General features: G+C 64.9%; 9 protein-coding genes and 2 tRNA genes. 6 read left to right on the forward strand and 5 right to left on the reverse strand.

Annotated elements, in window-relative coordinates:
* The first annotated feature begins 131 nt into the window (after nucleotides 1–131).
* From AWB65_RS17265 to AWB65_RS17280, 4 genes are all read left to right on the forward strand, one after another.
* On the forward strand, nucleotides 132–452 hold the full coding sequence (locus tag AWB65_RS17265) for an HU family DNA-binding protein (RefSeq protein ID WP_159907663.1): 321 nt from the start codon (nucleotides 132–134) through the stop codon (nucleotides 450–452).
* Nucleotides 453–517: 65 nt separating this feature from the next.
* Nucleotides 518–593: transfer RNA gene (locus tag AWB65_RS17270), tRNA-Val, on the forward strand.
* A gap of 35 nt (nucleotides 594–628) precedes the next feature.
* Nucleotides 629–705 (forward strand) — tRNA-Asp (locus AWB65_RS17275).
* Between the two features lie 88 nt (nucleotides 706–793).
* On the forward strand, nucleotides 794–2,719 hold the full coding sequence (locus AWB65_RS17280) for a SurA N-terminal domain-containing protein (RefSeq protein WP_087668315.1): 1,926 nt from the start codon (nucleotides 794–796) through the stop codon (nucleotides 2,717–2,719).
* Between the two features lie 73 nt (nucleotides 2,720–2,792).
* Here the strand turns inward: AWB65_RS17280 and AWB65_RS17285 are convergent, their stop codons facing one another.
* Both AWB65_RS17285 and AWB65_RS17290 read right to left on the reverse strand, forming a co-directional pair.
* A complete protein-coding gene (locus AWB65_RS17285; RefSeq protein WP_087668316.1) occupies nucleotides 2,793–3,134 on the reverse strand; it encodes a hypothetical protein in 342 nt (113 codons plus the stop codon).
* A gap of 134 nt (nucleotides 3,135–3,268) precedes the next feature.
* The gene (locus AWB65_RS17290; RefSeq protein WP_374729748.1) at nucleotides 3,269–3,883 is read right to left on the reverse strand and encodes an arylesterase; all 615 of its coding nucleotides are present in this window, start codon (nucleotides 3,881–3,883) and stop codon (nucleotides 3,269–3,271) included.
* Nucleotides 3,884–3,950: 67 nt separating this feature from the next.
* On the opposite strand from AWB65_RS17290, the gene AWB65_RS17295 reads away from it, so the two are divergent.
* Nucleotides 3,951–4,652 (forward strand): ABC transporter ATP-binding protein, encoded by a 702-nt coding sequence (locus AWB65_RS17295; protein ID WP_087668318.1) that lies wholly within the window; start codon nucleotides 3,951–3,953, stop codon nucleotides 4,650–4,652.
* A gap of 16 nt (nucleotides 4,653–4,668) precedes the next feature.
* Here AWB65_RS17295 and pgi read toward each other — a convergent pair whose 3' ends face one another.
* The 3 genes from pgi to AWB65_RS17310 form a co-directional block, all read right to left on the reverse strand.
* Complete coding sequence (pgi, locus tag AWB65_RS17300; RefSeq protein WP_087668319.1) at nucleotides 4,669–6,291, reverse strand: glucose-6-phosphate isomerase; 1,623 nt, start codon at nucleotides 6,289–6,291, stop codon at nucleotides 4,669–4,671.
* A gap of 133 nt (nucleotides 6,292–6,424) precedes the next feature.
* On the reverse strand, nucleotides 6,425–7,981 hold the full coding sequence (locus AWB65_RS17305) for an NAD(P)H-hydrate dehydratase (protein WP_087668358.1): 1,557 nt from the start codon (nucleotides 7,979–7,981) through the stop codon (nucleotides 6,425–6,427).
* A gap of 62 nt (nucleotides 7,982–8,043) precedes the next feature.
* Entirely contained in the window at nucleotides 8,044–9,324 is a 1,281-nt protein-coding gene (locus tag AWB65_RS17310; RefSeq protein WP_087668357.1) for an FAD-dependent oxidoreductase, read from the reverse strand.
* Between the two features lie 472 nt (nucleotides 9,325–9,796).
* On the opposite strand from AWB65_RS17310, the gene purL reads away from it, so the two are divergent.
* Nucleotides 9,797–13,834, forward strand: a complete 4,038-nt coding sequence (purL, locus tag AWB65_RS17315) for a phosphoribosylformylglycinamidine synthase (RefSeq protein WP_087668320.1) — start codon at nucleotides 9,797–9,799, stop codon at nucleotides 13,832–13,834.
* Nucleotides 13,835–13,910: the final 76 nt, after the last annotated feature.

The following is a 13,910-nucleotide window of genomic DNA, read 5'->3' on the forward strand; positions in this document are numbered from 1 at the left end:
CCCGCGGGTCTTTGTTTTTTTGACGATCCCTTCTAAATGCGCGATCAAACGGCGCGAATCGGCGGCAACCCTCGTTGACACGTGTCTTTCGGCTACTTCTAATGAGCGCCGCGTCCGGCATGGTCAGGTCGATGGCGGACCGCATAGACAACAACGTGCAACTACAAACGGGGATCACAATGAACAAGACGGAACTGATCGACCATATCGCGCAGGAGGCCGATATCACCAAGGTCGCTGCCGGACGCGCGCTCGACGCGATGATCGGCGGCGTACGCAGCACGCTCAAGAAGGGCGGTACAGTGACGCTCGTGGGCTTCGGAACGTTCGCGGTCGGCAAGCGCGTGGCGCGCACGGGACGCAATCCGCGCACCGGCGATGCGATCGAGATAGAGGCGGCCAAGGTGCCGAAATTTCGCCCTGGCAAAGCACTGAAGGATGCGCTAAACTAGCGGACTCGCTGGATACGGGGCTCGCTTCGAGAGCAACGTCTATATCTGGCGATCGAGTCGGGAGCGGGTGCTTAGCTCAGTTGGTAGAGCGGCGCCCTTACAAGGCGTAGGTCGGGAGTTCGAGCCTCTCAGCACCCACCAGTTCTCACTCGAAAGCAGCAAACGCAGCAACATCAGGAGTGGTAGTTCAGTCGGTTAGAATACCGGCCTGTCACGCCGGGGGTCGCGGGTTCGAGTCCCGTCCACTCCGCCAGCATCCACGAGAAAGGCGAACTCCGGTTCGCCTTTTTTATTGCCCGCTGTTGTAATATCGGGCGTTTTGTCTTAAGGCATCGTTCCGCATGCTCGATTTTTTCCGCAATCACCAACGCCTGATGATGGCGCTCCTGATCCTCATCGTCGTACCGGGTCTGGGGATCGTCGGCGTTCAGGGGTTCAGCAGTTTCTTCGACGATAGCGCCTATGTCGCGAGCGTCAACGGTCACAAGATCTCGCGCGTCGAATACGACAACGCGCTGCGCCAGCAAGTCGATCGCGCGCGCCAGATGCTCGGCCCCCAGTTCGATCCGAAGATGTTCGAGACGCCCGCCATGCGCTCGGCGCTCATCGACAGCATCGTTCAGCAGCGCGTCCTCGCCGACGAAACCCAGCGCCTGCATCTCACCGCATCCGATGAAGCCGTGCGCCGCGCGCTGCTTGCCGATCCGGTGATCTCGTCGCTGAGGAAGCCTGACGGCACGATCGACGTCGAGCGCTACAAGCAGTTGCTCGCGATGCAGGGCATGACGCCCGAACAGTACGACGAGCGCATCCGCTACGGGCTCGCCACCGAGCAGCTTCCGGGCAGCATCCAGGCGAGCGCATTCACTTCGAAGGCACTCGCGCAGAGTCTTACGGAACTCGCCGAGCAGCGTCGCGACGTGCAGGGTCTCGCATTCCGCGCAGCGGATTACGCGTCGAAGGTCCAGCCCACCGACGCACAAATCAAGTCCTACTACGACGCGCATCGCAACGATTTCGCGACGCCCGAGACGGCGCAGATCCAGTACGTGCTGTTGTCGCCGGCGAATTTGTCGGCGTCGATCAAGCCCACCGACGCCGAGCTCAAGAAGTACTACGACGACAATATCGCCCGCTATCGCACGGAAGGCGAGGTGCGCGCGAGCCACATCCTGATCAACGCGCCGAAAGACGCAAGCGACGCCGACAAGGCCAAGGCGAAAGCCAAGGCCGACGAGTTGCAGAAGCAAGTGAAAGCGCATCCCGACCAGTTCGCGCAGATCGCGGAGAAGAACTCGGAAGACCCGGGCTCGGCGTCGAAGGGCGGCGATCTCGGCTACTTCGCGCGCGGCATGATCGCGGGCGGCAAGGCGTTCGACGACGCCGCGTTCAATCTCAAGAAGGGCGACGTGAGCGATGTCGTGCAGTCAGACTTCGGCTACCACATCATTCAGGCGACCGACGTGAAGCCGGCCGCGACGAAGTCGTTCGACGAAGTGAAGGACTCGCTCGCGAAGGACTACGTCGCACAGCAGGCCACGAAGAACTTCGCCGATGCCGCGCAGGGCTTCACCGATGCCGTCTACGAGAAGTCGAAGACCCTGCAGCCCGCCGCCGACAAGTACAAGCTCCAGATCCAGACGGCCACGGTCGGCCCGAAGGCAGACCCGAAATTGCCGCCCGACAGTCCGCTGAACAACCCGAAGTTACTGTCGGCGGTGTTCGCTTCGGACTCGGTGAAGGATCACAACAACACGCAGGGCATCGACATCGGCAACAACACGCTGATCGCCGCGCGCGTCACCGACTACAAGCCGGCTACCGTGCCCGCCCTCGATGTCGTGAAGGACGCCGTGCGTGCGAAAGTCGTCGCTGAAGAGGCGGCGGCGATCGCGAAGAAGGAAGGCGCCGCGAAGCTCGCCGAATTGCAGAAGTCGAACGCGACGGCGGGGCTTTCGTCGGCATCGACGGTATCGCGCAACGACCCGCAGGGCTTGCCGCCCGCCGCGTTGAGCGCGATCTTCAAGGCGGACGCGTCGAAGCTGCCGGCGTATGTCGGCGTCGATCTAGGCAAGGACGGGTATGCGATCTATCGCGTGAACGGCATCGCGAAGGCGACGCCTGTCGCAGCCGATCGTCTCGCGGGCGCGCAGCAGCAGGTCGCGCAAGTCTACGCTCAGGCGGAGATGGAAGCGTACCTCGAAGCCTTGAAGGCGCGCTCGAAGGTGAAGCTCATGCAGGCACCTGCTACGGCCGACCAGCAGTAACGCTTCAAAGAAACACAAAAAAGCCCCGCTCGTCGAAAGACAGCGGGGCTTTTTGACAACTGGACCTAAGCGGTCACAGGCAAGTCTGGATATCGCCGGTGGTGTCGCTGCCGGCCGCGCCCGAGGCACGGAAGCCGACCCAAGACCCTGGACCCGACCAGTTCGGACGCACCACAGCGGCCGCGCCTGCCGGCGGCTGCTGACCCGGAACGTAGACATCGACGGCCTGGTCGTTCGCAAGCGTGTCCTGCGAGACCACTTGCTGCTGCGACTTGTCGGCCCATTTCTGCGAGATGCACTGTGCGACGACCTTCGGAGCCTTCTGGCTCGTGCCCACTTGCTGCACGCCAGCCGGCGGCTGGGCGGCACAAGCCGAGATCGCAACGGTCATGGCGAGAAGGGATAAATATTTCACGTTACCTCCGTGTTGAGGCGCTCACTGCGGAGCCGGGTTTTAAGAGTGACGCGAAAGTCTCAGATAACTGAATCGTGGCCTTGTTCCGCGTTATGTCTGAAGTCCGCTTGGCAGTGCCGCCTCGACATCAATCGTTATTTGGAAGCGGCCGCGCCAAGCAGCGGTTTCAAGCTTGGCCAGACGTTTTCCAATAGCAAAGGCTGGGCCTGAGCCGTCGGATGAATCTGATCGGCCTGGAACATCGTCGGCTGGTCGGCAATGCCTGCAAGCAGGAACGGAACGAGCGGCACCTTTTTCTCCTTCGACAACTGCTCGTACACGCCGTGGAACTTTTGCGAATAGTCAGGGCCGTAATTGGGCGGAACGTACATTCCGACGAGTAGAACTTTCGCATTCGCCGCCTGCGATGCCTCGACGATCGTGCGCAGATTCGCTTCCGTCGTCGCGAGGGGAACGCCGCGCAGCGCATCGTTGCCGCCGAGCTCCACGACGACGACCGCCGGCTTCAGCCGGTTCAGCACTGCTGGCAAACGCGCGCGTCCGCCGCTCGTGGTGTCGCCGCTGATGCTCGAATTGGCGACGCTATAATCGAGACGCTCTTTTTCGAGACGGTCGCGCAGGAGCTTGACCCAGCCCGTATCGCGCGGCAGACCGTATTCCGCCGAGAGGCTGTCGCCAAGCACGACAATCGTCGGCTTCGCCTTCGCGGGCGCAGCTTCCGCCGCGTGCGCCGATGAAGCAACCGCCATCGACGAGAACGCCGCGGCCGTCACGAACGCGGCCACGCGTGCGTCCCAGTTCACCTTGAAGTTTTCCATGCAAAACAATATCGAACCAGTCATCGAAGTACGGGGATTGAGCAAGCGGGTTAAGGACGCAACGGGTGAACTGACGATCCTAGATCAGATCGACCTTTCGATCGCGAAGGGCAGCAGTGTGGCGATCGTTGGCGCATCGGGATCGGGCAAGTCGACGCTGCTCGGCTTGCTTGCCGGATTGGACAGCGCGAGCGAGGGCTCGGTTCGTCTGCTCGGCAAGGAACTCGGCAGCTTGAGCGAAGACGAACGCGCGGCGTTGCGCAGCGGCGCGGTCGGCTTCGTGTTCCAGTCGTTCCAGTTGATGCCGCATCTCACGGCGCTCGAAAACGTGATGCTGCCGCTCGAATTGCGCGCCGAAATACCGCACCGGGAGATCGCGTCGCGGGCGCGGGCGCTGCTCGATCAGGTCGGGCTCGCGCAACGCACGGGGCATTATCCGAAGCTCTTGTCGGGCGGTGAGCAGCAGCGCGTGGCGCTCGCGCGCGCGTTCGTCACGCATCCGGCCGTGCTCTTCGCCGACGAACCGACCGGTAGTCTCGATGCCGCCACCGGCTACGCGATCATCGATTTGATGTTCGAGATGAACCGCCGCAACGGCGCGACGCTCGTGCTGGTCACCCATGACACGGAACTGGCGGAGCGCTGCGATGCGACGGTGACGATAGAAGCGGGGCGGCTGGTAAACGGGCTGGGCGTTTAGACCCAGCCCACACCGTTTAACGCTTCAAGGCGTTCCTCGCCCGAGCGATCAGCATCGACGTAGACGAATCGTGCTTCGCCGGATCGGCGCTCGGCGCGGTGATATCGGCTTCGACGACCTTGCCAAGGATCTTCCCCAGTTCGACGCCCCATTGGTCGAACGGATTGATGTCCCACACGGAAGCCTGCACGAGCACCTTGTGCTCATACAGCGCGATCAGCGCTCCGAGCGTTTGCGGCGTGAGCGCGTCGAGCAGGATCGTCGTGGTCGGCCGGTTGCCGGGGAAGCTCAGATGCGTCGCGAGTTCCTCCTTGCCCGGGCCCGCCACCTTCTTCGCTTCCTCAAGCGTGCGTCCCAGCATCAACGCTTCGCTCTGCGCGAAACAGTTCGCGAGCAGCTTCGCGTGGTGATCGGGCAGCGGATGCTCCGGCGTGAGTACGGCGATGAAGTCGATCGGGATGATGGTCGGCCCCTGATGCAGCATCTGGAAGAATGCGTGCTGGCCGTTCGTGCCCGGCTCGCCCCAGATGACGGCCGCCGTCGGGTAATCGACGAACGTGCCGTCGAGCCGCGCCGACTTTCCGTTGCTTTCCATCTCCAGTTGTTGCAAATACGCGGACAGAAAGTGCAGCGCCTCCGAATACGGTGCGACCAGTTCGCACTGGGAGCCGAAGAAATTGCGATACCAGATGCCAAGCATGCCGAGCAGCACTGGCAGGTTCTTGTCGAGCGGCGCGGCGCGGAAATGCTGGTCCATCTTGTTCGCGCCTTCGAGCAGGCCGTCGAAGTTCTTCGGCCCCACCGACAGCATGATCGACAGCCCCACCGCCGACCACAGCGAATAGCGCCCGCCGACCCAGTCCCACATCTCGAAAACATTCTCTTTCGCGATGCCGAACTTGACCACTTCCTCCGGATTCGCCGACACCCCGACGAAATGCTTCGAGAGCGCGTCTTCCGGGCAGCCTTGCTTCGTAAACCAGTCGCGCATGGAGCGCGCGTTGGTCATCGTTTCGAGCGTGGTGAACGTTTTCGACACGATGATCGCGAGCGTCTCTTCCGCGTCGATGGTTTGCAGCACGTTGTAGAGATCGGCGCCATCGACGTTGGAGACGAAGTGCGTATCCAGTTCCGGCGACGCCAGATGATGCAGCGCGTGCACGACCATCTTCGGCCCGAGATCCGACCCGCCGATGCCGATGTTCACCACGTGCCGGATGCGCTTGCCGGTGTAGCCCGTCCACGAGCCGTCGCGGACCTTGTCGGCGAACGCGGCCATCTTCGCTTTCTCGGCGCGGACTTGCTGCTGGAACGGGGCGTCGTCGGCGGTGGCGCGCAGTGCCGTGTGCAGCGCCGCGCGATGCTCGGTCATGTTGACGATGCCGCCCGCGAACATCGCGTCGCGGCGCTCGGCGACCTTCGCCTGCTGCGCGAGTTCGACGAGCAGCTTGAGCGTGGCATCGGTGATGCGGTTTTTCGAGAAGTCGATCGCGATGCCGCCGCCGTCGTAGGTGAAGCGCTCGGCGCGCGTCGGCGAGGTGTCGTTTTGCGGCGCGAACCAGTCGCGCAGGCGCTCGCCGGAGATGTCGTCATAGTGCGACTGGAGCGCCGGCCAGGCAGGTAGCGAATTCAGCGTCATAGCGGTCCGATGCCTTTTGTGAGTGGCTTAAGGGAACGTTCCGTGCGAATGCCGGCAAGCCGCGCGACAGTTGCACGAACCATTGCAGAGTATAGCTACGATGCATGAACGAATGCTTGCATGCATCGTCTGGTCAGTTTCGGCTGGGATAGAAGCGCCGGTTGAGCAGGCTGCGTACCTTCGGCGCGAGCTCGCCCGCCGTCAGCCCGGCTGGGCCTTCGCCTTCGGCGGTGAGTGCCTGTGCGGCCAGGCCGTGGAAGTAGACGCCCGCGAGCGCCGCTTCGTAAGGTGGCAGACGCTGCGCGAGCAATGCGCCGATCAGGCCGCCGAGGACGTCACCGGTGCCGCCCGTGGCGAGCGCGGCGTTGCCGGTCGGATTGATCGCGACGCGGCCGTCCGTCGATGCGATCACGGTCCCCGAGCCTTTCAGCACGATCACGCTCTCGAAGCGCGCCGCAAGCTGCCGCGCAGCCGCGATCCGATCGCGCTGCACCTCCTTCACGTCGATGCCGAGCAGCCGCGCCGCTTCCAGCGGGTGCGGCGTCAAAACGCACGGGTCGCCCTTCGCGCCGCGCGCAGCGACGGCATCCGCGAGCGACGCATCGCGCGAGACGAGGTTGAGCGCATCGGCGTCGAGTAGCTTGGGGACATCGAGCGCGAGCACGTCCGACAGCACGCCCTTCGCGCGATCGCTCGACCCCATGCCGCAGCCGACCGCCAGCGCGTCCATCTTGTCGAGCGCGAAGCCGTCGACGTGATGCAGCATGAGTTCAGGATGCGGCGGATCGTAAGGCGGCGCGCCCTCGCCGATAAACGCCACGTTGACCTTGCCCGCGCCGCCGTAGAGCGCCATGCGCGCGGCGAGCACGGGCGCGCCGCACATGCCAGTGTCGCCGCCGATCACGGCGAGCGTGCCGAACGTGCCCTTGTTGGCCGCGTAGTCGCGCGACGGCATGTGCGCGGCGAAAAGCGACGGCGCGTTCAATACGATCGATGGCGCAGCCGGCGGCTCGACTCCAAGCGTCGCGACGAACAACTCGCCGGTGAGGTCGCGTCCGTGCGCGGTGTAGTGCCCCGGCTTCGCGCCGATGAAGGTGATCGTGTGGGTCGCGCGCACGGCCGCGCCGCCGTTGACTGCTTCGCCCGTGTCGCTGTTCAGGCCGCTCGCGACGTCGAGCGCGAGGACGCCGCCGGCATCGCGGGAATGCTGCGTGATGCGTTTGGCGAGATCGGCGAAAACGCCTTCCAGCGGACGCGTCAGGCCGATGCCGAACAATCCGTCGACGACCCAGCTAAAGCCTTCCAGCGATTCAGGCGCCTTCGCCGAAATCGGGACTCCGGCCGCGCGGGCGGTGTCGAGGGCCCAGCGGGCGTCGTCAGGCTTGACCTCGACGGGCATGCAGACTTCGACCGCCACCCCCGCTTTCTGCAACTCGGCCGCGAGCACGAGCGCATCGCCGCCGTTGTTGCCGGGACCGGCGGCGATCCACACGGGCAGCGCCTGCCGCTCGGGCGAATGGTGGTCGGATTCGAGAAGAAACTGCGCGGCGGCCGCTCCCGCGCGCGCCATCAGCGTGTGCGCGGGCAGGGCGCGCGCGGCGCTCGCTTCGAGCGCGCGCAGCTCGTCGAGGGTGAGGAGCGCGAGCGCGTCGTCTTTTGGCGTGAAATAGGGAGAACGTGACGAGGTCATGGGCGGCGGCGTGGTGAGCGGCATTGCGCCGTCACATCGCTGCCGTCATCGGGACCGGACCGTCAGAACCGGTCGATGCGCAAGGCCGCGAGGGTATCGGCGGGAATGTCGGGGGTGAGTCCGGAAACGAGATCCGCGACCACTTTAGCAGACCCGCACGCGAGGCCCCAGCCGGCCGGACCGTGCGCCGCGTTGACGAAAAGCCGCGCGTGGCTCGTCGCGCCGACGACCGGCAGGCCATCCGGCGACAAGAGGCGCAAGCCTTCCCAGGCGCGTGCCGCCGACACCTTCGCCGCGCCCGGAACCCAGTCGTGCGTGCCTTGCCCGAGGAGCGCGAGCACGCGGTTGGCGAGCCCGGTGCCGAGCGGCTTGGCGGTCTTCGCCTCGCTTTGCAGCACGGCGGCGCCGCCCACGCGCAGGCGCTGATTCACGCGCGTCATCGCGATGCGCTTGATGGAATCGACGATCGTGATGTGTGGTGCATGCTCCTCGTAGGCGATGGGCGCGGTCAGGCTGTGCAGGCGCAGCGGATGCAGCGGCAGTTTGCCGTTCACGCGCGCGATCAGCCCCGGCGTGCCGATGCCCGCCGCGACGACGATCGCGTCCGCCGCGATCAACTCGGCTTGATGCGTGCCATGCAGCGGCATAAGCTCGACCGCCGCCCGGCTGTCCTCCAGACGGATCGATGTGACTTCGCGGCCGAGCCGGAACTGCACGCCGCGTTCTTCGAGGATTTGCTTGAGCAGCTTGGTGAACAGCGGGCAATTGGCGGTGCGTTCGGCATCGAGCAGCACGCCGCCTGCGAACGGTGGATCTTCCGGCACGGACGGCTCGGCGGCGGTGCATTCGGCGGGCGTCAGCACGCGATGCGGCACGTCGAAGCGCTTCAGCAACTCGATCGCCGGCGCGGCCTGTTCGAATTCGCGCGGGCGGCGAAAGACGTGCAACACGCCCGTGCGCTGCTCGCAATCGAGCGCGAACGCCGCCTCGATCTCGCCGATCACCCGGCGCGACAATTCCACGAGCGGCTTCAGGCGCGCGTACTGGGCGGTAAACGCTTCCGGATCACGCAAAAGCGCGAGTTTTTTGACGAAATCGCGCGTCGCGGTATCGAAACCGGGCTTGAACACGATGCCGGTCTTGTTCGCGCTGCGCGTGCCCATGAAGGTCGGGCCGAACCAGACGTCGAGCGGAGAGGGCAGCATCGGGCCGCCGTGCCCGTAGGTTGCGCCTTGCGCGACGGTCGCGTGGCGCTCGATCACGCACACGCGATGTCCAGCCGCAAGCAACTGATACGCGGTGGCGATGCCGCCAATTCCGCCGCCGATGACGATTACATCCATGATTCTTGTGTCGCCCGAAGGCGTGAGACTTGCGAGTTCTGCGCGGATTCGGTGGTTTGGCGCGGGAAACGCGAGCGTTGCAGGAGAGGCGAGGGCCGCCGCGATGGAAACAGGCGCGCGGCGTTTGCCCGATGAAAGCGCGCCATGATAGCGCCAAACGCGCCATCCCGGGACGCGCGCGCCATCGTCCGGAGGCCTCGCGTGCCCGTGAAAAGCCGCGCCCACAAGCGTTGCACCGGGATCGAAAAAATCCGCGACGATTGCGCCCTTAGTCGTTTTCAGGATGCCGGAGACGACGACCAGGAAGGCGCGCCGGGCGGCATCGGCGGGCGCTTGCGGCTGGCCGCCCGGCCGATTTCGAGACACTTCCGGGTTATAATCCGGGTCTTCCTTTCGCCTCACGCCGCTTCGTTTGCAGGTTCAGGCTCGCAAACTACGAACGGCCCATCGACGTCATCGACGCACCGTCCCAATGGCCCACTTCTCGTGTTTCCCCGGCGCTTCGGCCCTCTCCGATTTCCGTCAAACCCGTCTCCTTGAAACGCTCGCCCGCATCGACACGAACATCGTCGGCGTGCGCGGCCAGTTTCTGCACTTCGTCAATTCCGCCGCGCCGCTCACCGATGAGGAAACCAGCCGCATCCACGCGCTGATGCACTACGGCGCGCCGTTCGAGGACCACAAGGAACGCGGCAACGTCGAAACGTTCATGGTCGTGCCGCGTTTCGGCACGGTGTCGCCGTGGGCGAGCAAGGCGACCGACATCGCGCATCACTGCGGTCTCACGCAAGTGCGCCGGATCGAGCGCGGCGTCGAATACACGGTCGTCATGAAAAGCGGGCTGCTCGGCGGCAAAAAGACGCTCTCCGACGAAGCGCGCGCGCAAGTCGCGGCGGCGCTGCACGACCGCATGACCGAAAACGTCGCGCCCTCGCGCGATCATGCGCTGCATCTCTTCGACGAACTGCCGGCAAAGCCGCTGCAAACCGTCGATATCCTCGCGAACGGGCGTAGCGCGCTGGAAGCGGCGAACCTGGAGCTGGGCCTGGCGCTCGCGGACGACGAAATCGATTATCTCGTCGATGCGTTCAAATCGCTCGAGCGCAACCCGACCGACGTCGAACTGATGATGTTCGCGCAGGCGAACAGCGAACACTGCCGCCACAAGATTTTCAATGGCGAGTGGACCATCGACGGCGAAAAGCAGGACATTTCGCTCTTCCAGATGATCCGCAATACCGAAAAGCTGAACCACGAAGGCACGATCGTCGCGTATTCGGACAATTCCGCGATCATGGCGGGCGGCGTCGCCGAGCGCTGGTTTCCGCGCGGCGCGAGCGAACACTACGAGCGCAACGTCGAACTCACGCACACGCTGATGAAGGTCGAGACGCACAATCACCCGACCGCGATCTCGCCGTTCGCGGGCGCCGCAACTGGCTCCGGCGGCGAAATCCGCGACGAAGGCGCGACCGGCCGCGGGGCGCGTCCGAAGGCGGGTCTAGCGGGCTTCACGGTATCGAACCTCGATCTGCCGGACGCACGCCAGAAGTGGGAAAACGACCGCGACAGCGCGACGCCCGTGCCGCAACGCAATCCCGCCGGCGAAAGCGCGCCGTACGGACGCCCGGACCGCATCGCGTCGCCGCTGCAGATCATGATCGACGGGCCGATCGGTGCGGCCGCGTTCAACAACGAATTCGGCCGGCCGAACCTCGGCGGCTATTTCCGCACTTACGAGCAAAACGTCGCGGGGCGCGTGCGCGGCTATCACAAGCCGATCATGATCGCGGGCGGCATCGGCAACATTTCGGATCAGCACACGCACAAGCTGGATCTGCCGGCGGGCACGCTGCTGATCCAGATCGGCGGGCCGGGAATGCGCATCGGCATGGGCGGCGGCGCAGCGAGTTCGATGGCGACCGGCGCCAATACCGCCGAACTGGATTTCGACTCGGTCCAGCGTGGCAATCCCGAAATTCAGCGTCGCGCGCAGGAGGTAATTAACGCGTGCTGGCAGCTTGGCGAGAAGAACCCGATCCTGTCGATTCACGACGTCGGCGCGGGCGGGATTTCGAACGCATTCCCGGAACTCGTCGATGGCGCGGGCAAGGGCGCGGTGTTCGAACTGCGCAAGGTGCAACTCGAAGAAAGCGGCCTGTCGCCGCGCGAAATCTGGTCGAACGAGGCGCAGGAACGCTATGTTCTCGCGATCGCGCCCGCCGATCTTCCCGCCTTCGAGGCGATCTGCGAGCGTGAGCGCTGCCCGGTAGCGGTCGTCGGCGTGGCGAGCGAGGAGCGCGAACTGAAGCTGATCGACGACGAAAACGACGGCCAGCCGCCCGTCGACATGCCGATGGACGTGCTGCTCGGCAAGCCGCCGAAGATGCATCGCGACGTGCAGCGTGAATCGGCGAAGTTCGAGCCGATCGACGTGACCGGCGTGCCGCTGTCGGAAATCGCCGTCGACGTGCTGAAGCACCCGACGGTCGCGAGCAAATCGTTCCTGATCACCATCGGCGACCGTTCGGTCGGCGGCACGACCGCGCGCGACCAGATGGTCGGGCCGTGGCAAGTGCCGGTCGCCGACTGCGCGATCACGACGATGGACTACGCCGGCTACCGCGGCGAAGCGATGACGATCGCCGAACGCACGCCGCTCGCCGTCATCGACGCGCCCGCGTCGGGCCGCATGGCCGTTGGCGAGGCGGTGACGAACATCGCCGCCGCGCCGATCGAGTCGCTGAAGAAGCTGAAGCTGTCGGCGAACTGGATGGCTGCGTGCGGCAGCGCGGGCGAGGACGCCGCGCTCTTCGATACCGTCAAGGCCATCGGCATGGAACTGTGCCCGGCGCTCGGCATCAGCATTCCGGTCGGCAAGGATTCGCTGTCGATGCGCACCAAGTGGCAGGACGCGACTGGAGCGGCGAAGGAAGTGGTGTCGCCGGTGTCGCTGATCATCTCGGCGTTCGCGCCGGTCGAAGACGTGCGCCGCCAGTTGACGCCGCAGTTGCGCCGCGATACCGACACCGTGCTGATCGCGATCGATCTCGGGCGCGGGCGCAATCGCCTGGGCGGCAGCATTTTCGCGCAGGTGACGCAGCAGGTCGGCGACACGGTGCCCGACGTCGACGATGCCGAGGACCTGAAGCGCTTTTTCACCGCGATCCAGTCGCTGAACGCCGATGGCAAGCTGCTCGCGTACCACGACCGATCGGACGGCGGCCTGTGGGCGACGGTCTGCGAGATGGCGTTCGCGGGGCACGTGGGCGTGTCGCTGAACGTCGATATGCTGACGCTCGATCCGAACCACGAATCCGACTACGGTGACGCGAAGGACTGGGCGAAGCAGACGAGCGGCCGTCGCGACGATCGCACGATCCGCGCGTTGTTCGCGGAAGAACTCGGCGCGGTCGTGCAGGTGCGCGCAACCGATCGCGATGCGGTGCTCGTCGCGTTGCGCGAAAACGGTTTGTCGGCGTGTTCGCACGTGATCGGCAAGCCGAACGAGCGCGACACCATCGAAATCTATCGCGACGCGAAGAAGATCTACGACGCGCCGCGTACCGAACTGCATCGCGCGTGGGGTGAAGTGAGCTGGCGCATCGCGCGTCTGCGCGACAACCCCGCCTGCGCCGACGCCGAATACGAAGCGCTCGCCGATGCGAACGATCCGGGTATCTCGCCCGTGCTGACGTTCGATCCGGCGCAGGACGTGGCGGCGCCGTTCGTCAGCAGCGGCGCGCGTCCGCGAGTCGCGATCCTACGCGAGCAGGGCGTGAACTCGCATCTGGAAACGGCCTATGCGTTCGATCGCGCAGGCTTCGATGCGCACGACGTCCATATGAGCGACCTGCTCGAAGGGCGCGTCACGCTCGCGGACTTCGCGGGCGCGGTCGCGTGCGGCGGCTTTTCTTACGGCGATGTGCTCGGCGCGGGCGAGGGCTGGGCGAAGACGATCCGCTTCAACCCGCGTCTCGGTGACATGTTCGCGGCGTTCTTCGGCCGCACCGACACGTTCGCGCTCGGCATCTGCAACGGCTGCCAGATGATGAGCAGCCTGGCATCGATCATTCCCGGTGCCGACGCTTGGCCAAAGTTCACGCGCAACAAGTCCGAGCAGTTCGAGGCGCGTTTTTCGCTCGTGGAAGTCGAGAGTTCGCCATCTATTTTCTTCGCCGGCATGGAAGGGTCGCGGATTCCGGTGGCGGTCGCGCACGGCGAGGGTTTCGCGGATTTCTCGCAACAGGGCGAAGCATCGAAGGCGCTGGTGGCGATGCGCTACGTGGATCACCACGGTCAGGCGACGGAGCGATATCCGTTCAATCCGAACGGGTCGCCGGAAGGGATCACGTCGGTGACGACGCCGGACGGGCGGTTCACAGTGCTGATGCCGCACACGGAGCGCGTGCATCGCAATGTGCAGATGAGCTGGACGCCGGAGGAGTGGACCACCGATGCGAGCCCGTGGCTCAGGGTGTTTCAGAATGCGCGGCGGTGGCTTGGTTGACGTGCTGTCTAGCCTGAAATAACAATGCGGCCCCTTGTTTCCAAGGGGCCGCATTGTTTTGTGGCCTGTACGTCAG

Origin of the sequence: Caballeronia humi (assembly GCF_001544475.1) — a bacterium.
GTDB lineage: Bacteria > Pseudomonadota > Gammaproteobacteria > Burkholderiales > Burkholderiaceae > Caballeronia > Caballeronia humi.